Below are 25,404 nucleotides of genomic sequence, written 5' to 3'. Positions count from 1 at the left end.
GAAGTAACATATAATTAAAAGACAAAGTGCATAAAGCTAATAAATGTATTGGAGGTAAGTTTATGAGAAAACGTTTTATGGGAAAACGACTTGCAGCCGCTCTTTTAGCGGCTGCAGTTGCGTTTTCAAGCGGCAATTTTGCAGGGGGATACGAGTATGTCTATGCGGCAGAAGCGAGTGTGTTTTATACCGGGACAAACACAGTAACAAAAGACAAACTGGATCTTGCAACAGAGGATTGGGATAATCCGCCAATGATCACTTATGATGAAAGTATTGCAGATTGTGTGACAACGAAAGATTTCACAATGAAGGCAGATATTACACTGGATGATGAGGCGTACGCATCATTGGGTACCGGGGAAAGTTACTTAAAGGTTCAGGGTATCGTGAAGCTGGGAAGTGAGTGGACATGGACAGACAGTCAGGATATCCCGTATTTACAGCAGAGCAGTTTTTCAGAAGATACACACAAAACAACGATTACGATTAAGTTTGAGGATAAGGATGCAGATGATTTAAAAGGTGTATATTTCCGACTGATTGGTCAGGGCTTTTCAGGAACATGTACATTTTCCAATGTTACATTAAGCGGTGTGGCAGAAGCGCAGCCGGAACTGCCTGCAAAAGATCCGAGTGTGATCGATGATTTTGAATCTGCAGAGACAGGAAGCAGTGCAGGCTGGGATCAGGAAGGCGGCTGGCAGTACGACAATGCGGTAGGAATCAGTGTAGCTGAATTTCAGGGAAGCAAAATGTTAAAGGCAGATCTCGATTATACCGGTTGTGAAGGTTTTACATGGAGTGAGGCAAAGATTAAAAAGTCGTTTGCAGAAGGACTCGATGTATCGGCTTATAATGTTTTAAGCTATGAAATGATCTATCCGGAAGCTTTTGACGGTTCTTTTAAGGCAAAGATTTTTGCAAAAAACGGAGCAGATGATGTGGAGATCATCAACAAAGAAGCAAAGATCGAAACGTCAGATCTCGGTGACGGATATAAGAAAGCAGTGGTCACTGTCAAATTCTCACCAAACACTGCAAAGATCACGGATCTGATGATTGGAACAGTTGGTGTGAGCACTGCCTTTTTGGGAAGCGTATATCTGGATAACCTGACTTTATCCCAGTATAATGCAGCGGGCGATTATACGGAGATCACAGAGACGGCAGGAGAGGCTGTGCTTGCAGATACGTCCAGTATGCCGGAAGAAGTAACACTTTCGGATGTGAATGCATCAGGTTCAGCAAAAGCGTTATATGCATATTTAAAAGGACTGGATGCTGCTGACCAGGTATTATTCGGACATCAGAATGACACAAGCAAGCATGTTTCAACCAGAGACGGTGTCTATTCGGATACAAAGGACGTGACCGGAAGTATTAGTGGTCTGGTCGGAATCGATTCGCTGGCACTGACAGGCGGGGAACTTGGAATTGATAACGTAGATGATGCAGTTCAGAAATCTATCGAGATCAGCAAGGCAGCAGCTGCAGAGGGTGCGATCATCACATTATCCACCCATATGCCGAATATGAGCAATGAAAAAATCATTGCAACACCGGATGCGGCGAGAAAATATGATTTTTCACAGTGTGATTTTTCGGAGGCAAAAGACCTGAGCAATAACTGCTCCGCAGAAGTACTTCCGGGTGGAAAATACAATGCGCAGTTTACAACCTATCTTGATATCATTGCAGATTACGCAAACGGACTTGGCGATATTCCTGTTTTATTCCGTCCATTCCATGAAAATACAGGCGGATGGTTCTGGTGGGGTGCTGCGACAACCGATAAAGAGACATACCGTGCGCTGTTCCAGTACACACAGGATTATCTGGCATCAAAGGGAGTACACAACTTTATTTATGTATATTCCCCAAATGGTCCGTTAACTTCAGAGGAAGAGTATATGGACCGCTATCCGGGCGATGACTGTGTGGATATCGTTGCATTTGATTACTATGATGATTACAATACTTATCCGGCAGAATATTCCGGCGAGTTTGTGGACAATTTAAAGAAAACCTGTCAGGTGGTAAAGAATATTGCAGACGCAAAAGGAAAAGTAGCTGCAATTTCCGAAACCGGTGTAAGGGTGATGAAAGCCGATGGATCGGATAATGAAGGAATTTTAGTAAAAGGAAATCCGATCGCAGGACACAACTGGTACAAACAGGTTAATCAGGTGGCAGTTGACACCGGAATGCCGTACTTCTTACTGTGGGCAAATTTTGGAGACACCAACTTTTATGTCCCATATAAATATGATGATACCCACGGACAGGAACTGATCAACGAGTTTATTGAATTCTACAATGAAAAATCTTCTGTTTTTGCGAATGGAACAAACTTTTACGGAAATGCAGACCAGAAAGAAGTAAGAAATGCAAATCAGGGAAATGCAGCAGGTTATTTTGCCAATGTTTTCTCTAAGATGGCAATCACAAGTGCATTTACTTTAAAAGCAAATGTGAGAAATGCACAGAGTGTAAGTTTTGTGCTGACAAACCCGGATACAAAGACAGAAAAAACGATCACGGCAGAGAAAACGGAAGAATCTGGTGCTTACGAAGGTGTGCTGTCTGCGGATATTCTGAGTGCACTTGGAACAACGGATACCGGTAAGATCAGCCTTGTGGCAGATGGCAAAACACTTGTGACTGTTTCCTATATCAGTTTTGGAAAAGAAAAGGAAACACTTGCAAAGAATGTCATTGAAAATTTTGAATTATACTATGATGACAATGACTACCTGGATGGAACTTTTACAGAAAATTCAGCAGCAAACTGCAGTTCTTCCTTTGTATTAGATAAGGATCATAAAGCAGAAGGTGTTTACGGAGGTGCATTTACTTATCAGCTTAAGACGAGCGGACCGGAAGTATGGACCGGACGTATGAAAGGTTTAAGCACAAACGATTACAGCGAATACAATGCGGTCAGCATGTGGGTAAAACCGGATGGAAAAGGACAGAAACTGGTAGTTCAGCTTGTTTCCGGCGGAGAGGATTTCGAAGTATTTCTGACTGACTTTGTAAAGACGACAGAGGCAAAATATGTTACGATCCCATTTAACAAATTAAAGGGTAAACAGAATGGAACTTTTGATCCAAAGAATGTTACGAAGTTTGCAATCTGGTGTAACAGCATTTCAGAAGACGGAAATGGGGTTGATATCCAGTCGAAAATTGTTTTTGATGATATCCGCTTTGTAAATGTGGATGAATCAAAGTTAAATGTGACAGAAGGTGGATATGTACTGACAGATCAGTCACTCGTGTCCGGAGGACAGAAACCGGGAGATACAGAGAAACCGGGAGATACAGAGAAACCGGGAGATACGGAGAAACCGGGAGATACAGAAAAACCGGGAAATACAGAGAAACCGGGAGATACGGAGAAACCGGGAGATACAGAAAAACCGGGAAATACAGAGAAACCGGAAGATACAGAGAAACCGGGTAATACAGATAAAACGACAGTTGCACAGGTTTCCGGCTTCAAACAGTCCGGGGCAACGGAGACTTCCATCCGCTTAACATGGAAAAAAGTAAAGAAAGCAGATGGTTATCAGGTATACCGTTATAACAAATCAACGAAAAAATATCAGAAGGTTGCAACGTTAAAAACTAATACCTATACGGATAAAAAGCTCAAAACAGCAACGGTTTATCAGTATAAAGTGCGTGCATACAGGAAAAGCGGTAAAAAGACGGTAACCGGAAAGTACTCCAATGTGATCAAGGCTGCGACCAGCCCGCAGAAGGTGACTGCGGTTAAGGCAAAACGTGTGAAGTCCAAGGTAAAATTAACCTGGAAGAAGGTAAAAGGTGCAGATGGATACGCGATCTACCGTGCAACATCCAAAAAAGGAAAATATCAAAAGATAAAGACGCTGAAAAAGGGCACTATTGTTTCTTACACAGACGGCAAAGCGAAGAAAGGAAAAACATATTACTATAAAGTAAGAGCCGTAAAAAATGCCGGAAAAACATCGGTGAAAGGAACTGCTTCAAATGCAGTGCGCTGTGGAAAATAAAAAGATTTATCATAATAATGATTATCTGGAGCGTAGATAAGGCTGACAGCAAAAAATCCGTGCGGATCAAAACTGATCCTGCACGGATTTTTTACTTATTCATGACAACAGGTTTCCTGTGAGGCGGTCTATTGTTTAGTTCAACATATTTAAGAACTGTGTAATTCTTGGAATATTACTCTGTTCAAGCTCAGCGTAAGTTCCTTCTTTTAAGATTTTTCCCTCATCAAAAAAGACGACTTTATCTGCGACTTCTCTGGCGAAAGACATCTTGTGTGTGATGATCACGATGGTCTGCTTTTCGTCGACTAATCTGCGGATGATATTTAAAACCTCCACTTCAAGTTCCGGGTCTAACGCACTGGTAGGCTCATCAAAAAGAAGTAGTTCCGGTTTCATGGCGAGTGCCCTTGCGATGGCGATTCTCTGCTGCTGGCCGCCGGAGAGCTGTCCCGGATAAGCGTCGCGCTTATCGGATAAACCGACTTTCTCTAAAAGAGATAACGCTTCTTTTTCGCATTCACTTCGGTCTTTCTTTAAGACGGTGATAGGACCTTCCATAATATTTTCCAGCACCGTTTTGTGAGGAAAAAGCTGAAAGTTCTGGAATACCATACCGGTTTTCATGCGGATATTCCGGATCTCGTTGCCGCTGTACTTTACTTTCTGTCCTTCATGAAAGGTCATAGAGGAACCGTTTACATTCACGGTGCCGCTGTCCGGGATTTCAAGCAGATTGATACAGCGTAACAGTGTTGTCTTACCGGAACCGGATGGCCCGATCAGGACGGTGGTTTTATTTTTCGGAATCTCTAAGGAGACACCTTTTAAGACCTGATTATTGTCAAATGATTTATAAATGTTATCTAAAGAATACATATGATACCTCTACTTTCCGACACGCAGTTTTTTCTCAATCCATTTCTGCAGTCCGGTCAACAGCGTACAGAAAAGAAGGTAAATGAGTGCAACTTCGATATAGATCCAAAGGTATTCGAGTGAGCTTGCTGCGGCTTCCTGTGCTTTACGGAACATCTCACCGATCATGATCGTAGATGCAAGGGAAGTATCCTTGACAAGACCGATAAAGGTGTTAAAAAGCGGTGGTATGGATACAGTAGCAGCCTGCGGAATGATGATACGGCGGAATGTCTGCTGGTAACTCATGCCGAGGGAATAGCCGGCTTCCCACTGACCTTTGTTAATGGAAAGGATTGCAGCGCGGATCGTCTCTGCGGAGTAGGCACCTACATTTAAGGAGAGTGCCGAGATACAGGCAACCCACTTGTTGATGCCAAGGGGATTACAAATACCCCAGTACATGATAAATAACTGTACCAGCAGAGGGGTTCCGCGGAATACCCAGATATAGATTCCGGCGATCTGTTTTAATACCGGTATTTTGTTGATAATAAAAAGTGCACACAGCACGGCAATGATGACACCGATCGCAAAGGATACCAGTGTCAGGGGAATCGTGTAAAGCAGGCCCTGTCTTAGCATTGGCCAGAATGCATTTTTCATCAGTTCCGCTTGTCTTGCTGTAATAATACCCGCTGTCAGGTATGCATATGATCCCATGAGTTTTCTCCTGTAACGATAGTAATTCATGACAATAGAACGATATAGTACATTCTATTGCCATGTTTAAATTCTATATATTAAGGCTGAGATACGTCTAAGCCAAAGTATTTCTCAGAAATTTCTTTGACTGTTCCATCTGCGATTAATGCGTCAATGGCGGTGTTAATTTTCTCAACTAATTCATCATTGCCTTTTTTCAACATTACGGCACTTGCATTTACGTCATCTGATTCAGCAACAATCTTTGTGGATTCGTCGCCGCCCTTCTGCTGTTTCCAGTAAGCATAGGTCAGCTCATCATTGATAGCACAATCAGCTTCGCCACTTAAAACACATTCCATGGCAAGTGCGAATTTATCCTGCCCGACGATTTCAGCACCATAGCTTTTGGCAATTTCATTGAAGTTTGATGTAAGTCCTTCTGCGGCTTTTTTGCCGTTCACATCTTCAAAAGAAGTGATATCGGTGTTGTCAGCAGCAACAATGAGAACCGGTCTTGTATAAATATACGGTGTAGAAAAGTCATATTTTTCTTTACGCTCGTCGGTAATGGTTACCTGATTCATAACTGCATCAAAATTGCCGGCATCAAGTGCAGCAGTGATGGAATCCCACTCTGTTTCAACAAATTCAACATCATATCCCATTTTTTCACCGATCGCATTTGCCATATCAACCTCAAAACCGGTTAAAGTACCATTTTCATCGTGGTAGGTGTATGGAGCATAAGTTCCCTCCATGCCGACAGTTAATACAGGTTTTTCAGCAGAATCAGCAGAACCAGTGGATTCGGTTGAAGTTTCAGCTGTGTTCTGTGTATTGTCAGCTGTATTATTTGCAGAATTATCAGCTGTATTGCTGTCAGAACCGCATGCTGCCATTCCTGTGGCTAAAACGGCTGTCAGTAAAATTGAAATCACTTTTTTCTTCATAAAACTTGTCCCTTTCTTTTTTTCATAATCTCCATCTTCTTCTTAATTCATACTATTCTGATATGATTTAGAACAGATTATACTTTTATCAGATAATGATGTCAAGTGATTTGCAAAGAAAACATTTTTGTTTGTAAAAAAATACGGTAACAACCATGCTATACAGGAGAAATGAAGTTATTCCTGTATCGGAGAAAGAAAGTTTTTCAGTTCTTCAATCGGGATCGGTTTTGAAAATTTGAATCCCTGCAGATAGTCTGCATGACTGTTTACACAAATTTCTTCCTGTTCGTCTGTTTCCACGCCCTCATAGAGTACTTTATATCCGAGTTTTTCAAAAGCAGTGGAAAAGTAGTTCAGGATAAACTGGGAATTTTCATCCTTATTTGCCATCAGAAGAAGGCTGCGGTCAAATTTTACAACATCAAGTTTTAAGCTAAGAATCCGGTCAAAATTAGAATATCCGGTTCCAAAATCGTCGAGGTAAGTACATACACCGAGGGATTTAAACTGCATTACACGGTCAAGAACGAGTTCGTATTCGGTATCGTTGCGGCTCTCGGTCAGTTCCACTGCGATGGTATGAAAATCAACACCGTTTCTTTCTACGATCTGCCGGAACTCTTCCATAAAATTCTTATTGGAGAGCTCTGAAATAGAGAGATTTACGGAAACACGGGAAAGGTGGTAACCTTCATCCTGAAATTCCCGGATCGCACGGCAGGTCTTATTTAAAATGATCATGCTTAATTTATGGATATAGCCATTCTTTTCAGCGAGCGGAATAAACCGGTTTGGATATACCATGCCGGTGTCCTTTAGTTTCAGACGCATCAGTGCTTCTGCGGTGTCATAATTGCCGGCATTTACGTTGCGGACCGGCTGGCAGTATACAAGAACTCTTTCGTCATCAAGGGAACCGTTTTCTGCAATATCTTTTAACTGCGCCGAGAGATATTTCATATCATGAAAACTTTTATAATCGGCGGTGTCGCAGGAGCGGAAATTATTTAGTTCCATCGGTTCTGCAAAGAAGTTAAAAAGTTCGTAAAACTGCTCTAAGTTTTCACAGAAATCCAGATGATTGAACATAACGATCTTATAAGGCAGTTTATAAGTTTCAAAATGGCGTTTAAAGTCATTCTGGATCATATCCTGTGCGATTTTATCTGCATTCCGGATGTCACTGACATCAATTGCAAGAACAAAAAAATCTGTAGATGGGTGGAAGAGGAGTCCGTTTTTAAAGTAGCCGTTCCAGAAGTTGAAAAAAAGTTTGCCAAGCTCATCCGGCATCACATATTCGGAATCAGTGTCGAAACGGAGACACATATAATAAGTAGAATTTTGAATTGACGCCTGCTGGTTTAAATATTCGTTTAGGGAATCAGCATTCAGGGCCCCTGTCTTGATACTGTAAGAACTTCCATGTACCATATAAAGGATTACCATGATCGGCAGGAGAAAGGTGATGGCAAGGAAGGTATTGCTGCCAAAATGGTTTTCTGCACAGACGAGAAAAACACAGATGAACTGTACGATCACGAGCATATGGAATAAACTTGTTGGAATGCGTTTATGATAGTAAAGTAACAGGAAAAAAATAAACGCCATATAAATCCCGTAAGCAATCGTAAACGGTTTTAAATAAAGGTTATCATGCCATGCACCTGAGCTGTCCCGGTAGAAACTGTAACCCAATACAGGTGACAGTGCATCCACAACGGCAAAAATGATATATAAGGAATATAGGAAAATATTCATGATATGTCCTGTTTTTCCCGGAATACCAATCAAAATCTTTAAATAAGCCGCATACAGACAAAAAATGAGCAGCAGGCTTGAATGATATATTGCACGCAGAATACATAAAGTGGTATCACTGTCGAAATACAGTACAGTATAGTAAAAGCAGGAATTGCTGAAGGCTGCAATCAGCAAAAGCGCGATGCAGGTGCGAAAAAGCAGAAAAAGTCTGCTGCGGCGGATAAATGTCTCCCGGAGAAGCAGTAAAAGTAATATACATAAGATCACGAGAATCATATCTACAGCGGGAGTGTACCCGTTGATCAAAAAAGCGTTGGATAATATTTTGGGTTGCAGATTCATAATTTCATTCCCCTGTAATCAGATTAAAAGTAATTTAGCCGAACAAAAATTATACCATAATATGGGAAAAATGTCACGGGATCGCACATGTTAATGTTGACCAAAATGACAGTATGAATGTCGAAAAAATGTCACAAAAATGCATGCTCAGGTTGACGTTAAGACAGCAAAGTTATAAAATAAAAAGCGCAACCGATTGCGCTATATTGGAGAGAAAGAATGTTGCTGAAGCAGTCAGCCGCAGGTACCTTAAGAATATAGAGAAATCGTGGAAAAAAGAGCAAATTTATGGAGGGGAGTGTGAAAAAATTTTTTCACACACAGAAAAGGTGAACATTATGAAAAAACAGGTTTACAGAAAACTACTGGCGGCATGTGTCAGCGTAAGTCTTGGAACTGTTCTTCTGGCAGGATGTGGGGATTCTGCCGGAACGACAGGGACAAAGACAGAAGTACAGGAGAACAATACATCGGAAGATGTGGTTGAGCCGGTGGGAGAAGTTACAACATTCACGCTGCCGGACGGACCGGAGGAGTCTGATATTTTTGTGCAACCGGTTGCGGATATTTCGGATGACTTTATCCGGGGAATGGATGCATCCGCGGTTCTTTCTGTGGAAAACAGTGGGGCTGTGTATTATGGCTACGATGGAAAAGAGCAGGATGTGTTTGAGACACTTGCGCAGTCCGGAGTCAATTATATCCGCCTGCGTGTATGGAATGATCCGTATGACAAGAACGGCAATGGCTATGGCGGCGGAAACAATGATCTGACGACTGCCATGAAACTTGGTGTGCGTGCAGCCAGATACGGAATGAAGGTCTGCATTGATTTTCACTATTCAGATTTCTGGGCAGATCCGAAAAGACAGCATGCACCGAAGGCATGGAAAGGTATGACAGTCGATGAAAAGAGTGATGCACTCTATGATTATACGACAGAGAGCCTTGGAAAGCTGTTAGATGCCGGTGTGGATGTCGGGATGGTGCAGATCGGAAATGAGATCAATAACGGTATGTCCGGGGAAACAGATGTGGATGCCGTGATGCAGCTTTTAAATTCCGGAAGTAAGGCAGTGAGAGAAGTGGCAGAGTCTTATGGAAAAGACATTAAAGTTGCCGTACATTATACGAACATTGAGGATAATGACCAGATCGATACGATGGCAGCAAATTTAAAAGATGCCGGTGTGGACTATGATATGTTTGGTCTTTCCTTCTATCCGTTCTGGGACGGAACCAATGAAAATATGCAGAACGCAGCAAAACTGATCGAGGATAAGTACGGAAAAGAAGTATATATTGCAGAGACTTCTTACTGTTATACATCTGAGGATGGAGACGGTTTTGGCAACAGCCTGAAAGGAACCGATGACCTGACAGACGGTTACGGTGCAACGGTACAGAGTCAGGCAACAGTGATCCGTGATATCTGTGCAGCCGCAAATGAGGCCGGAGTGGAAGGTGTCTTTTACTGGGAAGGCACATGGATCCCTGTCGGATCAGCCGATGCGGATAATTCCGCTCTGTGGGAGAAATACGGAAGCGGTTGGGCAAGCAGTTATTCGGCTGAGTATGACCCGGATGATGCAGGGTTATACTATGGAGGCTGTTCCTGGGACAATCAGGCAATGTTTGATTTTACCGGACACCCACTGGCTTCTTTGAATGTATTTAAGTATTTAAAATATGGCGCAACAGCGCCGCTTGCAGTTGACTATATCCCGGATGTTTACGTCTCCTGCAATGTAGGCGAAGATCTGGTTCTGCCGGAGAGTATTGATGTTGTATACAATGACCGTTCACAGAATAAAAAACAATCTGTAAGCTGGAATGAGACACAGATGAAGGCAATCGATACCACGAAAGCCGGCAGTTATGAGATCGAAGGGGCATTGGAAGAGGGAACCACTGTTACCGCGCATGTGGAAGTGGAAATGGTAAATTATGCGGTCAATCCAGGTTTTGAAGATAAAAACCGTTCAATGTGGAAAGTCTCTTATGAAGGGGAAGCCGATCCGACTGATTATCAGGTAAAAGCGGATGATGCACATTCCGGTGAGACCGCATTTCACTTCTGGTCCGGGGATTCAGATATGGAATTTTCCATTGAGCAGGAAGTGACCGGTCTGGAGAATGGAACGTATCAGTTGTCTGTATTTTCACAGGGCGGTGATATGTCATCGGATGCGTCCATGGAACTGTATGCAGTGACTGCAGATGGCGGGCAGACGGCTCCGTTTATGCTGACCACCTACAATGACTGGCAGAATCCGACGATCAGGGAGATTAAGGTTACGGATGGAACGGTTAAGATCGGGGTACGGTTTCAGTGTAACGTGGGCAGCTGGGGAACAGTGGATGATTTCACACTGAACCGGATTTCGGACTGATAGCTGGTATCGCTGATGAGAAGGAGATGGGTAAAAGACGTGCTTTTTATTTAGGAGCGCTTAATATGATACAGTGGTGGCAGCAGATTTTGCCGATTTGGAATGCGAAGCATCAGCAAAATCCGTTACTGGAACGAGGTACGAGTGAACAGTAACATGTTAAAATCAGGTCCGGACAGATTTCTAGCATAATTTCTAGCTATTCCCCTTTATTTGTGATACACTGGAACAAGAGTGTATCGTGAATTTTTACAGAGAGGATAAAAAGCTATGCAGGATTATGATGAGAGTTTTTTTATTGCGAAAGCAAACAAGAGGGCGAGTATCACGTGGTTTGTACTTTTGCTGATAGCGTCCGTGTTTTACGGAATAAAAGTCGGCAGGGGACAGTTAAAGGAAGCGTATTTTGCAGGCTTTTTTGTTGCAGGCTGGCTGTCGTATCTTGGCGGCAGGATCTTACTGAGATTTAAGCATGCTGACAGTCTGCGGTATAAATGGGTGGTAGGACTTGGCTACCTGATATTTTATGCGGTAATTGCGTGGACATCTTTAGATGAAGTTTCTTATGTATTTATTTTACCGTTAGTATGCATTCTGATCCTTTATAAAGATCCGAAGTTTATCCGGACAATGATGGGTATCACGTTATTTGTACTGATTTCGAGTAATCTGTATAAAGGTCTGGCAAAAGGAATGATGGATTTCGTCGCAAGCGAGGAATGTGTCCTGCAGTTTGCCATTGTTATCTGCTGTTATGCCTGTACCAATATGGCAATCGCCCATCTGGTACAATCGGATGGTGCACTGACGGCATCCATTAAATCCAATCTTGCGCGCGTCGTAAAGACCGTAGAGCAGGTTAAGGGCGCGAGCAATGAGATCGTGGATGGTGTGACGGTTGTGAGAGAGCTTGCAGACGAGAACCGTACCGGTGCCAATGATGTAATGAAAGATATGAAAAATCTTGCAGACAATAACGAAGTGCTTAATGATAAGACACTTTCCTCCGTCGAGATGACCAATGTGATCGATACGCAGGTAAAAAATGTTGCAGGACTCATGGAGCAGGTGGTACAGCTCATCGGGGCATCGGTGGATCATGCCAATATCAGCGCGGAAGAGCTGGTTGAGGTGGTGGAGATCACCAATAAGATGGCGACACTTTCCAAAGAAGTAGAGCAGGTGCTTGAGGACTTTAAGGCTGAGTTTAAGAATGTAAAAGAAGAGACCAGTACGATTGAAGGTATCACTTCAAAGACAAATTTACTTGCTTTAAATGCATCCATCGAGGCAGCGAGAGCCGGAGAAGCCGGCAAGGGATTTGCGGTAGTTGCCAATGAGATTCGCGAGCTGAGCAGTGGAACACAGGCTTCCTCCAACAGTATTATGGAAGCATTGTCAAGACTCGAAGCAATTTCCGAGAAGATGATGAAGTCCATCTCAGAGACCGTGGAACTGATCCAGGTCAATATTGAAAAAGTATCGAATGTCAACCAGAGTGTGACAAATATTACAAACGATGCGACAAGCCTTGGCGAAAACATCAAGGTCGTAGACAGCGCAGTCAAAGAAGTGGAGACATCCAACCAGACACTGACGGACAATATGCATCAGGTCGGCGAAGTCATGGAAGTGATGACACAGAGCATCAGTGGTGCGGAACTGACAACCAAGACGATGCTGAGCAAATACGAGGCGAGTGCAAAGAGTGCGCTTGATATCGAGAGTGTTGTCGGCAAACTTATGGAAGAACTCGGCGTCGGCGGATTCATGGGCGTACAGGATGTAAAACCTGGCATGAAGATTACGATTGCATTAAATGATGACAGCAGTAAAAAAGAGTATGCCGGCGAAGTTGTGGACTGCAGTGGCAAAGATCTCTTTGTAACCGCAGAAAATGGAGTGAAAGACTTTGTTGATAAAAAGAATAAACATGAGTTATGTAAACTGCATATTGTAGTTGACAATGTCTTGTATTACTGGGATGATATTGAGATCCATCCGGTCAGACAGGGTGAAAAAGGTCAGTATAAACTGCATATTGAATCCAATCCGAAGGTATATAACCGAAGAAAATATCCTCGTATGCCGATCTCTAATGCATGTACCATCCGCTTAGAAGGAACAGATAAAACATATTCCGGAAAAATGGTAAATATCAGTGCAAACGGTTTTGCATTTTCTGTGCGTGATAACGTTTTTGCAAGCCAGAAAGGTAGAAATGTCCAGCTGGATGTGAAAGATTTTGCAGTGATCGGAAATAAGCCGCTGACCGGCTGCGTGATCCGAAGCTCCAACAATGAGGGTGAATTCATCGTTGGATGCAGAATGCCGGAGGACAGCGAGGCAATTAAAGAATATGTGAGCAGGAATTACAATGGGAATTAGAGAAAAACAGAAATAAGAGGCGAAATATATGACGGCAGAAGATATCAAAGCATATTGTCTCAGTAAGCACAAGGCATGTGAAACATACCCGTTTGGGAAAGTGCCGGTCTGCTACAAACTGAATGATAAAATATTTGCGCAGTTATATCCGGATGAGGAAAACTATAAAATTACATTAAAATGTACGGCAGATGCAGCACAGTTTTACCGGATGGTCTATCCGGATAAGATCGTGGAAGGGTATCATTGTTCAAGGGTTCAGAAACCTTACTGGAATACGATCTATCTGGATGATTTCCCGGAGAAGGAACTTTATAATATGATAGATTTTGCATATGATACCGTATTGCACAGTTTCAGCAAAAAAGTGCAGAAACAGATACTGGAAAATGTATGATTGGTTATGGGGAGAAGAGTGAAAATGGGATCAGATTATGCAGCGTTAAAAAAGATATTATATATACTGACAGGACTGACCTGTGCCGGAATGGTGATTGCAGATGCGTTTACAAAACCGGCTGAGGGTGGAGAGATACTTATCAATATTGTGTTATCGTTTTTTTTCTGTCTGTTAGTGCAGTATTTTACGCCGGCAATCTTACTGATGGTGTCTGTCGGGTGTCTTGGGAAAAGGCAGATAGCAGCGCTGGTTTTTGACATTCTTGCTGTGAGCATGGCGGCTATTATGCTGTCGGCGGGTTACTTTCTCAGCTATCTGGCAACCATAGAGTCACCACATTTCAGCTATGCATTTCTGGGAAATGGTGTGATTCTGCTTCTGGCGACTGTGCAGATGGTTTTTGTCATTATAGCGATCAGAAAACAGAAGGTAAAACCGGAAATATAAAAATAAGAGCAGGTTTTGGCAATGGATAACAATTTGATAAAGATACGCAAGGCAAAAAAAGAGGATATGGAGCGCATCCATCATCTGCGGATCGATACGCATGAAAATAATCAGGTGATGCGGCATAGATAAGAATGTCCGCAAGAGCGTGCATTCTATTATTTTATAAAGTTTCCGATCGTCTGCGTCATTTTTTTCATATCGATCGGTTTTGTCAGATGGGCGTTCATACCGGCATCCAGACATTTTTTTGCATCCTCAAAGAAGGCATTTGCAGTCAGAGCAATAACAGGGATCGTGGAAGCGTCAGGGCGGTTTAGGGAACGGATGGTCCTGCAGGCTTCAAGTCCGTCCATAACAGGCATCATGATATCCATCAATATCACGTCAAACGTTCCGGGGGCATTATTTTCGAAAATAGTTACCGCCTCTTTCCCATTGCGGGCAGGGGTGATAATGGCACCCTGTTGTTCCAGTAATTCTGTGACGATCTCAAGATTCAGGTCATTGTCCTCGGCAAGAAGGATTTTGACACCGCGGATCGAAGTGACGGCACTGTCATCCGTGACTTCGGAAACAGCTTCCTGTGGAGCAATCTCAAATGGGATCGTCACGGTAAAGGTGGTCCCGACATTCTGTTCGCTTTTTACTTCAATGGTTCCGTTCATTTTATCTACAAGTGATTTCACGATTGACATTCCAAGACCGGTTCCCTGAAAAACACTTCTTGCATCTACTTTTTCCTGGGAAAACGGGTCAAACAGATGTGACATAAATTCAGGGCTCATGCCGATTCCGGTGTCTTGAATGGTACAGATATATGAAATATTTTTCTCATCACAGGCACCACTTTCCAGTTTCACATAAATCTCCCCACCTGGTTTATTGTATTTTACAGCGTTATTTAAGATATTCACAAAAATCTGCCGTACATGCAGTGTGCTTCCGTAGACATATGGATGCGGCAGGTTATAAGAACTGCTGTCTAAGTGCAGTGTAATGTTATTTTCTTTTGCAAGCATTTCAGTAATCGTTAAGATATCGTTGCCAAGGTGCCGTACATCGAATGCAGTGTGCGCCAGTTCTACTTTGTTATCCTCTAACTTGCTCATATTCAAAATATCGTCGATCAGTGTCAGCAGATGATTTGCGGCAACTCTCATATTTTTCCGGTTCTGGTCTAAAAGTTCCGGGTTGTTTTTGTTCGCCTCCGCAATAGTAAGACAGCCGATGATGCCATTTAACGGTGTGCGGATATCGTGGGACATTCTGGAAAGAAAATCGGATTTTGCAGCATTGGCGCGGTTTGCTTTTTCCAAAGCATCTTTCAGTTGTATTTCGCGTTCTGCCTGTAAATGAGCGCGGTGTTTTTCACCGATGATGATAAGAGACAAAAAAATGAAAAATGCCAGCGAAATAAAAAATATAGTCTGGTAAGTGAGTGTTTTGCTTGTATTTGCGGTCTCCATGCAGACGGAATCAGGGGCAAATACGAGGATCTCCCAGTCACTGTAACCGGTTGGGGCATAGGACAGATACATGGTTTCGCCTTTTTCCTCGGAGAGAAAGGCGGCATGTCCGGAATTGCCGGCATCGTAATTGGCAGCGACTTCATTCCAGTCATATCCGTCGAGGGCTGTGATTCCGTTGCTATCCGAAATATTTCCGAGATTATGGTGCCATGAGTCGATTAAAATATCGCCGGTTCCACGCTCAAAAAGCATAATTTCTGATTCCTCGTTATAAGCCTTTGCCTGAAAAAGCCTGGAAAATGAATTCAGATCGATGACGGAGGATAAAATACCAACACAGTCTCGGTTATGAAAAATGCATTTTGAGAGCATGATGATCTGTGATTTTCCGTCTTTCAATGCCGTTCTCCGCTCAGAAACGGAAAAACCTTCCTGCACACGTTCCTGAAAGGAGTATTTCGGTCCGAGTTCTAATTGGGTTCCATCGCTGTAAAAAACTCTTTCATCCGGAAGGCAGATTTCCCAGTGGGAGTAAGTTTTATCTGCACTGGAGGCATTCATGATCTGAAGAATCATTTCTTCATTGTTGTCATAATCAGGCAGCAGATTTTCAAGGAGAGCAGAAGCGGCTTCTAAATGCTCCTGCTCTGTCTGCATTTCATTGGTGATCATTTGCCCGAGCAGCGTCCTCGAATCGTCTAAGATACTGAAGCATTGATTCGTTGCTGTTTTCTGGACAATGGAAGTGTAGCGGATCAGGGCAAATGTAATGACAAGGATGAGTACTGCCGTGATCTCAAGATAAAAGTTTTTTTTGCTGAGCAGTTTTTTCTTCATGTAAGCCTCTTTCGTATGAACGGTGTGAATCCTATATTTATTCATTATATCACTTTAGTAAAATAAAGGGAGAAATAGTTTTTGTATTTGCAGATTATAAGAACTGGTGGATATAAAAATATCCCTGTACAATCCTGATATTGTAAGGATTTGTACAGGGATATTTTTGATCCCATGATTAAAAATGGTTAAAGTGTACTGTATCCGGTCTACATCTCCAATAACTGGAATGCACCGATCAGTTCTTTGAGTTTTTCGGACTGGGCAGCAAGTTCCTCACTGCTTGCAGAACTCTCTTCTGCCATAGCTGTATTTTCCTGTACAACTGCGGCAATCTGGTTTGCAGCTTCGGAAATCTGGGCAAGGGCCTCAGACTGATTCTCGGAAGCGTTGGAGATCTCTGCAATGTTTTCAACAAGCTCGTTTGTCTTGCCTGCAGACTCCATCAGTTTGGATGCGGTGTCATCGACGATCTGTTTTCCTTCGTCAACCGCATTCATTGCCTGCAGGATCAGAGAGCTGGAATTCTTTGCGGCTTCTGCACTCTGTGCGGCAAGTGTTCCAACCTGGGTTGCAACGACAGCGAATCCCTTTCCGGCTTCTCCGGCTCTGGCAGCCTCGATGGAAGCATTTAAGGCGAGCAGGTTTGTCTGGGAAGCAATGTCGTTGATCGTATTGATGATCGAGCTGATCTGCTGTGAGCTTTCGTTGATCGTCTCCATTGCATGTACGACCTGCTGCATCTGCTCGTTGCTCTTTGTGATCTCATCACCGACGATTTTTGCCTTTTCATTTGCTGCGTTAGCGTTCTGGGCATTGATCTGTACCTGTTCAGATACATTCATGATCGTACTCTGCAGTTCATCCACAGAACTTGCCTGATCGGTAGCACCCTCGGTCAGGGACTGAGCACCGTCTGCAATCTGGGAGGCATTGGAAGCAACCAGCTCGGATACTTCTCCAATCTCGCGGAGCGTTTTGGATAAGTCAACCAGTACGGTTGAGAGGGCGGTTTCGATCTCTTTGAAATCACCGACATGTTCTGCCTCTGCTGCAATGTTAAAGTTGCCGGCTGCCATTTCTTTTAAACCACGGGTAATATCTTTGATACTTTCACGCAGACGTGCAGCCATTACATCGAATGTCTCTGCGAGTCCACCGATCTCATCATGGTAGGTCGGCTGTACAGAAGCATTGAAATCACCGTCGGAAAGCTGGCTTGCCACAGTGACAACGTCATCGATCGGCTTGATATATTTACGCAGCAGTCGTGAACTGATCACAATAATGATAAGTACCGTTGCAATGGCAAGTAAGACCATAATTACGACGAGTATCAATGTATTGCGGTTTAAATCTGTTTTGGTAAGTGCACTTGCAGCCCACCAGGTCTGTCCGGCAGCATCAATTGGCGTAAAGTATCTTACGATCTGGCGATGGTTGCTTGCCTTTCTGGTGCTGACCGTAAAACTTGATTTGGTGTCGATACCAGACTGGATCTTTGCAAAATCCTTTGCAGACAAAAGATCCTGTAAGGACTGTCCGATGCAGTCTGTCGATTCGCTGTCAAAGACCATCATGGCATCTGCGTTGTAAATGTCCACATACATACTTGGATATTTGGAGTCTGTGGAGACTAACATATCACTGAATGCAGCAAGATTGATATCTACAAGGATTACACCCTGGACTTCATCATTATAGACAATCGGGAAAGAAGCGCTGACCATGTTGATACCCTGATCTTCATATGGATCGGTAAAGCAGTCCTGCTTGGTCTCTGCAGCTTTCTTATAGTAATCCTGTGATCCGTAGGAATCATAACTTCCATAGCTCTGTACGGTTCCGTTTTTTGCATCATCGACACTGACATAGACAGTGTAATCTTTGACCGCAGGATCAAATGCGTTCGGTTCAAAGAAGACACCGACACCATCAATGGCTTCATTGTTCGTTACGGTAGAAGCAGCCATACTGATTAAAAATTCTTCGATCCTTTTGTTCATTTCCTGCAGGTCGACGTCATAGACTTCACTCTTTGCCACTTCGCCGCTGTATCCGTTTTTCGAATACTCGTCATAGCGGTCAAGCATGTAGTTCTGGATCGTGGTTGCTGTGTTGGAAGCAGTATCGATCACACTCTGTACTATTAAGGCATTCTCGGTTGCGATGCCGTTAAATTCACCGCTGACGGTCTTGTTTAAGGAACGTCCGGCGATGACTGCACTGATTAAGATCATAAGAGACATACAGATGACAAGAAGCAGTGCGACAGCGACAGACAGCTTGTATGCAAGCGGGCGGTCGTGGAATTGCAGTACAGCGGAGGCTGTACCGGTGTTACTTTTGTTTTTTTGTTGCTTGTCTTTTGACATTTTAAAGATATTCCTCCTCTGGAAATAAAAGGTTTAATAATATTTTAGTACCATGGTAACACTTTTTTTATAATTATACAATGCAAATTATGGAATGCTTTTGCTTTATCTTTACAAATACACAACAAAATGATATATTTGATTCTGATATGACATATTAATAAATCTAAATGATATACAAATGATATACTAAAGGAGGAAAAAATGAAGCTGGGGATCGATATGGGCGGTATGTCCATCAAAATGGGGCTGGTAAATGAGGAAAACAAGATCATTGGGAGGATTACGATTCCAACCGATCTGACGGTGCCGTATCAGACGCTGGTGGAGCGCATGGCAGATGCCGTACGGCAGATGCTTGAAAATGCAGGCATGACATTAGAACAGTGCGGGGGGATTGGAATCGGAAGTCCGGGAACGATCGATGCAAAGCAGGGAGTGATCCTGTATTCTAATAATTTTGGCTGGGAAAATGTACCAATCGTGGAAGAACTGAAAAAACATCTGGATACAAGAATTGAAATTGCCAATGATGCGGATGCTGCGGCGTTGGGAGAAGTATGTGCCGGTGCGGCGGAAGGTGCAGAAAATGCAGTGCTTCTGACACTTGGAACCGGCGTGGGCAGTGGAGTGATCCTGGATAAAAAGATTTTCCGTGGTGCGATGCCGGGAGGCTGTGAGTTAGGACATCTGTCTATCCGCTATGATGGCATCCGATGTACCTGCGGAAGAAAAGGATGCTTAGAAGCCTATGCCTCTGCGTCTGCACTTCTTCGGATCGCGCGGGAAAAGGCAGCAGAGCATCCGGAGTCTATCATGAATGAGATGTGTGGGAATGATCTGGAACAGATGAATGGTAAGATCCCGTTTGACGCTGCAAAAGCCGGGGATGAAGCCGGCATGGAAACTGTAAAAGAATATGAGGGCTATCTCGCATGCGGGATTGCAAATGTGATCAATACATTCCGGCCGGAAAAGGTGATCCTTGGCGGAGGAGTTGCTGCGCAGAAAGACAATCTGACCGCACCGCTTAAGGATCTGGTGAAGGATATGTGTTTCGGTGGCAGCCATGGACATATTGCGGATATCGTGACCTCTGTACTTGGAAATGATGCCGGGATCATCGGAGCAGCAAATCTGGTAGTGTAAAATTGTAGTGCACGGTGTCACAGAAAGCATAACGGAGGCGGCAATGGGAAAAACAATTATGTATGAGCGGATCTATGGGGATCTGCTTGCAAAAATACAGAGTGGAGATTACCAGCCGGGGGACCGGCTGCCATCGGAGAAGGAGTTAGCAGAGCTTTATGGTGTAAGCCGTATTACGGCGAAAAAGGCGATGGATATGCTGGCAAAAGAAAATCAGATCAACAGAGAGCCGGGAAGAGGTTCTTTTGTGTGCAGGCCCGCTGCTGTTGTGGAGATAAAAAAAGAAAGCCAGGAGGCAGCCAATCAGCGGATCGGTGTGATATTCGACGGGTTTGGAAGCGATTTTGGCACACGGCTTTTGCAGGGGATCGAGAGTGAATGTGACAGGAGACAGTTAGACCTTTTGTTTAAGTGTACTTATGGAAGCATCGAAAAGGAAAAACAGGCGATCGACGCGGCGATCCGTGCGGGAGTAAAAGGTATTCTGCTTCTCTGTGCACAGGGGGACAATTATAACAGTAAGGTGTTAGAGCTGGCGCTGGCTGGTTATCCGCTGGTGCTTGTGGACCGGCGGATGCAGGGCATTTCGATCCCGTGTGTCAGAACGGATAATTATGAAGCGGCGAAAGAAGTCACCAAAAAGCTGATCGCAATGGGACATGAAAAAATCTGTTTTCTGACGCATGCATCCGTCACGACGACAACGATCCATGAGCGCTACGAAGGATTTGTCCATTGTATGCTCAAATATGAGGATGCCAACGGGGCACTTGCAAAACTGGAAAAATATAACCACATTCCAGAGGACATCGAAAAAGAATACCGGGAATTTGACTATGCGCAGATTGCGGAGATCCTGGAAAAAAACAGGGACTGTACGGCATATATTGCCGCTGAATACCGGATCGGGGTACTCCTTTCAAAATATTTAAAACAGCGGGGAATCTCAAAAACGATTGCCGTATTTGACGGCATTGATGAGGTCTATGAGCAGGATGACTTTATCCATGTGCGGCAGAATGAATTTGCGATGGGACAGCAGGCAGTCACGCTTTTAGAGGAAATTACAGCCGGAAAGAAACAGACCGAAGATATTCTGATCCCTTATCAGATATCGGGGATCGTGTAAAACAGGAGGATAAGATGAAAGTAAAAGAAAATTATGCAGCGATCGAGCGTACGGTCGCTCTTGTAAAAGAAAAATTTGGTGCAGACAGCAAGATCGCTGTCATGTTTGAAAAATGTATTTCGAATACGCTGCAGACGACCATTAAAGTAAAAGAAGATGACACGGTATTTGTGATCACGGGGGACATCCCTGCCATGTGGCTGCGCGATTCGGCATGCCAGCTCCGCCCGTTCTTATTGTTTGCAAAAGAAGAACCGGAGCTTGTGGAACTGATCTGCGGGTTGATCAAAAAACAGATGCAGTGCATTCTTTTAGATCCATATGCCAATGCATTTAATGAAAACGGCGACGGACAGTGCTGGGATCATGACAAGACGGATATGAAACCGGAGCTGTGGGAGCGGAAATATGAGATCGATTCCTTATGCTATCCGGTGCAGCTTTCCTATCTGCTCTGGAAGAATACAGGATGTACGGAGCAGTTTACCGGAGAATGGTTAGAAGCCGCAAAAACCGTGATCCGCGTATTCCGCACGGAACAGGATCATGAAAATGCCTCCCCGTATACATTTGAAAGAGAAAACTGCAGTTTTACCGATACCCTCTCAAGGGACGGAAAAGGTGCGCTGGTAAAAAGCAATGTCGGACTGATCTGGTCCGGTTTCCGTCCGAGTGATGATGCCTGTGTCTATGGATATCTGATCCCGTCAAATATGTTAGCTTCTGTGATCCTTGGAAATATTGCAGAGATCGCCCGTGAGATCTACCATGATGAGAAACTGGCAGAAGAGGCAGATGCTTTCTCAGAGGAAGTGAGAAATGCGATCGAGACACTTGCCATTCTTCCGGCACAGAAGACGGAATACTACGCATATGAGGTAGATGGTTTTGGCCAGTATCTTGTGATGGATGACGCAAATCTGCCGAGCCTTCTTGCGATGCCATACTATGGCTATTGCGACAATAAAAATGAGAGATACCGGAACACCAGAAAAGTGATCCTAAGCGACCAGAACCCGTATTATTTCAGTGGAGAGTGCGCGAAGGGAATCGGAAGCCCGCATACATACACACGTTTCATCTGGCCGATGGCTCTGGCAATGCAGGGACTTACCTCTGACTCCATGGAAGAAAAATTAAAAATGCTTGAGAGGATCGCAGCCTGTGATGCGGGGACAGATCTGGTACATGAGTCATTCCATGTGGATCACCCGGATGATTTTACACGTCCCTGGTTTTCCTGGGCAAATTCCGTATTCTGTGAACTTGTACTGGACTATTGCGGACAGAAAGTTACCCTTTAAAAACGAAAAATATTTGTGCCTGCGCACAAACCTGTGATAAGAATGAAAAGCAGGGGGGCGAAAATGGGCAGGAATGGAGACTTTTGTGATGCCCTGAGATACGGGCAGGAATGGAGACTACTATGAAAAAAGCGCATATTATTTCTCATACACACTGGGACAGAGAATGGTATCTTCCATATGAAAAACATCATATGCTTTATATTGAAATGATGGATACGCTGATTGATACCATGGAAAAAGATAAAGAATATAAATGTTTTCATCTGGATGGGCAGACCATCATGCTGGAAGATTATCTTCAGGTACGGCCCGAAAACCGTGCACGTCTGCAGAAGCTGATCGAGGATGGCAGGATTGCAATCGGTCCATGGTATGTATTGCAGGATGAATTTCTGACAAGCAGCGAGTCGAATGTCAGAAACTTACAGATGGGTTATAAACTTGCACAGGAATTTGGCGGAAAGTGGACAAAGATCGGATACTTCCCGGATTCCTTTGGAAATATGGGACAGGCGCCGCAGCTTTTAAAGAAGGCAGGCATTGACACGGCGGTATTCGGAAGAGGTGTAAAACCGACCGGATTTAATAATCAGACAACAGAAGCCTATGAGTCCACTTATTCCGAGATGAACTGGCAGTCAGCAGACGGATCTGCGGTGCTTGGCATTTTATTTGCAAACTGGTACAACAATGGCGTGGAAGTGCCGGTGGAAGAAGAAAAGTCAAAAGAATACTGGGATAAAAAACTTGCAGATGCTGTGCGTTATGCAAGTACGGACCAGCTTTTATTCATGAATGGCTGTGACCATCAGCCGGTACAGACCGATCTGTCATCTGCCATCCGCACGGCAAATGCGCTATACCCGGATGTGGAGTTCGTACATTCTAATTTTACCGATTATGTGGAGCAGGTAAAAAAGGAACTGCCGGACGATCTGAACACGATCACGGGCGAGCTGCGCAGCCAGAAAACGGATGGATGGTATACGTTAGCGAACACAGCATCCTCCCGCATTTATATCAAACAGTGGAATGTCCGCTGTGAGATGCTATTTGAGAAAGTGGCAGAACCGCTCGCTGCGATTGCGGCAAAAGAGGGTATGGAATATCCACAGGATCTGTTTACCTATGGCTGGAAACTTCTGATGCAGAATCATCCGCACGACAGTATCTGCGGATGCAGCGTGGATGACGTACACCGTGAGATGGTAACCCGTTTTGAAAAGGCAGAACAGGTGGCGCTGCACATCATTTCCATGTGTATGGACTATCTGAAAGGAAAGATCGATACCAGTGCAGTGAAGGAAGGAAACATTCCGTTTGTCGTTGTCAATACGACCGGCTGGGACCGCACAGGCGTTGTGGAACTGGAGTTAGAAACCGACCGCATGTATTTCAGTGAAGCGCCGGTAGCCGAAGTGGCAGCGCGCATGCATGAAAAGAAACTCCCGGAATACCGTGTACTTGACAAAGACGGAAGAGAGATCCCGGCGGTTGTCACTGAAATTGCAAATCATTTTAATTATGACCTGCCAAAAGATAAATTCCGCCAGCCATATATTGCAAAACGCGTAAAGATCACCATGGAAGCAGCCGATGTGCCGGCATTTGGATGGGACACTTATGTGTTGGCAGAGGCAGCGGGACATCAGAGTGCAGAATATGCAAGTGCAGAATGTATCAATACTGTGGAGTCATTGATCACAGCAGAAAATACACTGGAAAATGAGTTTTTAAAGGCATACTTTAATGAAGATGGCTCTGTGGAACTGACTGATAAAAAGACAGGTCATGTATACAGGGGACTTGGTATCTTTGAGGACTGCGGGGATATCGGAAACGAATATATTTTCTTTGCCCCGGTAAATGACGTACCGGTGACGACAAAAGGGACGAAAGCAGAGATCACAGTGGCAGAAGATAACGCATGCCGCGCCGTGATCCGTGTAAAACATACGATGATGCTCCCGGATGCAGCCGATGAGACGCTGGCAGGAGAGATCGAGGATCTTGTAGAGTTTAAACACCGCAAGGCATCCCGAGGCAGTCATCTGGTTCCATTTGAGATCGTGACAGAGTATACCTTAGAGAAGCACGGAAAAGGACTGAAAGTAAAGACCGCTTTCAATAACCAGATCAAAGACCACCGTCTGCGCGTCCTTTTTGAGACGGGATTACATACAGATTTCCATTACGCAGATTCTGTATTTGAGGTGGCAAAACGCCCGAACGTACCGGCAGATACATGGGAAAATCCTTGCAATGCCCAGCATCAGCAGTGCTTTGTCAATGTGCATGAGGATGCATATGGACTCACCATCGCCAATAAAGGTCTTGCAGAGTATGAGATTTTGCGTGACGGAAAAAATACGATCGCAGTAACACTTCACCGTGGTGTGCGCGAGCTGGGAGACTGGGGTGTATTTTTAACACCGGAAGCACAGTGCCTGGGCGAAAAGACCACGGAATATGAGATCATCCCGCATGGCGCAGGGGAGGAACTTTATCATTCCTACGAGGAGGCATACCAGTTCCAGACAGACTGGCAGACCGCGGGAATGGAAAGACAGACGGGAACCCTGCCGCAGACTTACCGGTTTGTAGAAAAGAAACATTTACAGGCAGTTCCGACAGCATTAAAACACAGTATGCTGACCGGGAATGTGATTTTGCGTTTCTGCAACCTTTCGGATGAAGAGACGACGGTTTCTGTCTCACAGCCTGAAGTTTATACCTATGATCTGCTGGAAAAAGACCAGTTACAGAAAGAAGAGAAGGAAATCGTATTAGGAAAACATGAGATCCGGACGATCGGATGGAGAGCATAAACAGAGATGAC

General features: G+C 44.1%; 15 protein-coding genes. 9 read left to right on the top strand and 6 right to left on the bottom strand.

Translation table 11 applies throughout. From position 1 onward, the window contains the following. The first annotated feature begins 62 nt into the window (after positions 1-62). On the top strand, positions 63-4,043 hold the full coding sequence (locus H8S51_RS17800; RefSeq protein ID WP_186899277.1) for a glycosyl hydrolase: 3,981 nt from the start codon (positions 63-65) through the stop codon (positions 4,041-4,043). Between the two features lie 135 nt (positions 4,044-4,178). On the opposite strand, the gene H8S51_RS17795 is transcribed toward H8S51_RS17800, so the two are convergent. From H8S51_RS17795 to H8S51_RS17780, 4 genes are all read right to left on the bottom strand, one after another. After that, positions 4,179-4,922 (bottom strand): amino acid ABC transporter ATP-binding protein, encoded by a 744-nt coding sequence (locus H8S51_RS17795; protein WP_186899276.1) that lies wholly within the window; start codon positions 4,920-4,922, stop codon positions 4,179-4,181. Between the two features lie 9 nt (positions 4,923-4,931). Beyond that, entirely contained in the window at positions 4,932-5,624 is a 693-nt protein-coding gene (locus H8S51_RS17790; protein WP_015559376.1) for an amino acid ABC transporter permease, read from the bottom strand. Positions 5,625-5,704: 80 nt separating this feature from the next. Continuing rightward, positions 5,705-6,559 carry an amino acid ABC transporter substrate-binding protein gene (locus H8S51_RS17785; protein WP_186899275.1) on the bottom strand — a complete coding sequence of 285 codons (855 nt, stop codon included), beginning with the start codon at positions 6,557-6,559 and terminating at the stop codon, positions 5,705-5,707. 177 nt (positions 6,560-6,736) lie between these two features. After that, positions 6,737-8,668 carry an EAL domain-containing protein gene (locus H8S51_RS17780; RefSeq protein ID WP_186899274.1) on the bottom strand — a complete coding sequence of 644 codons (1,932 nt, stop codon included), beginning with the start codon at positions 8,666-8,668 and terminating at the stop codon, positions 6,737-6,739. Positions 8,669-9,006: 338 nt separating this feature from the next. Between H8S51_RS17780 and H8S51_RS17775 the strand changes: the two genes are divergently transcribed. From H8S51_RS17775 to H8S51_RS17760, 4 genes are all read left to right on the top strand, one after another. Further along, complete coding sequence (locus tag H8S51_RS17775; protein WP_241070805.1) at positions 9,007-11,061, top strand: glycosyl hydrolase 53 family protein; 2,055 nt, start codon at positions 9,007-9,009, stop codon at positions 11,059-11,061. A gap of 270 nt (positions 11,062-11,331) precedes the next feature. Then, positions 11,332-13,449 (top strand): methyl-accepting chemotaxis protein, encoded by a 2,118-nt coding sequence (locus tag H8S51_RS17770; protein ID WP_015522409.1) that lies wholly within the window; start codon positions 11,332-11,334, stop codon positions 13,447-13,449. Between the two features lie 28 nt (positions 13,450-13,477). Beyond that, positions 13,478-13,846, top strand: coding sequence for an MmcQ/YjbR family DNA-binding protein (locus tag H8S51_RS17765; RefSeq protein ID WP_015522410.1), 369 nt, complete (start codon positions 13,478-13,480; stop codon positions 13,844-13,846). Positions 13,847-13,870: 24 nt separating this feature from the next. Next, positions 13,871-14,296 carry a hypothetical protein gene (locus tag H8S51_RS17760; RefSeq protein ID WP_015522411.1) on the top strand — a complete coding sequence of 142 codons (426 nt, stop codon included), beginning with the start codon at positions 13,871-13,873 and terminating at the stop codon, positions 14,294-14,296. Positions 14,297-14,454: 158 nt separating this feature from the next. Here H8S51_RS17760 and H8S51_RS17755 read toward each other — a convergent pair whose 3' ends face one another. Together H8S51_RS17755 and H8S51_RS17750 are read right to left on the bottom strand one after the other, a co-directional pair. Then, a complete protein-coding gene (locus H8S51_RS17755) occupies positions 14,455-16,605 on the bottom strand; it encodes an ATP-binding protein (RefSeq protein ID WP_015522413.1) in 2,151 nt (716 codons plus the stop codon). Between the two features lie 209 nt (positions 16,606-16,814). Continuing rightward, on the bottom strand, positions 16,815-18,980 hold the full coding sequence (locus H8S51_RS17750; protein WP_118590574.1) for a methyl-accepting chemotaxis protein: 2,166 nt from the start codon (positions 18,978-18,980) through the stop codon (positions 16,815-16,817). 204 nt (positions 18,981-19,184) lie between these two features. On the opposite strand from H8S51_RS17750, the gene H8S51_RS17745 reads away from it, so the two are divergent. From H8S51_RS17745 to H8S51_RS17730, 4 genes are all read left to right on the top strand, one after another. Continuing rightward, positions 19,185-20,129 carry an ROK family protein gene (locus H8S51_RS17745; RefSeq protein ID WP_015522416.1) on the top strand — a complete coding sequence of 315 codons (945 nt, stop codon included), beginning with the start codon at positions 19,185-19,187 and terminating at the stop codon, positions 20,127-20,129. 43 nt (positions 20,130-20,172) lie between these two features. Next, positions 20,173-21,258 (top strand): GntR family transcriptional regulator, encoded by a 1,086-nt coding sequence (locus H8S51_RS17740; protein WP_118590576.1) that lies wholly within the window; start codon positions 20,173-20,175, stop codon positions 21,256-21,258. A 14-nt stretch (positions 21,259-21,272) separates the two neighbouring features. Then, positions 21,273-22,562, top strand: a complete 1,290-nt coding sequence (locus H8S51_RS17735; RefSeq protein WP_118590578.1) for a glycoside hydrolase family 125 protein — start codon at positions 21,273-21,275, stop codon at positions 22,560-22,562. Between the two features lie 122 nt (positions 22,563-22,684). Beyond that, positions 22,685-25,393 carry an alpha-mannosidase gene (locus H8S51_RS17730; protein WP_055194654.1) on the top strand — a complete coding sequence of 903 codons (2,709 nt, stop codon included), beginning with the start codon at positions 22,685-22,687 and terminating at the stop codon, positions 25,391-25,393. Positions 25,394-25,404: the final 11 nt, after the last annotated feature.

It is taken from the genome of Roseburia rectibacter (genome assembly GCF_014287515.2).
Classification (GTDB): Bacteria; Bacillota; Clostridia; order Lachnospirales; family Lachnospiraceae; genus Roseburia; species Roseburia rectibacter.
The sequence above is the reverse complement of the archived record's forward strand: the minus strand, read 5'-3'. Positions and strand labels throughout refer to the sequence as shown.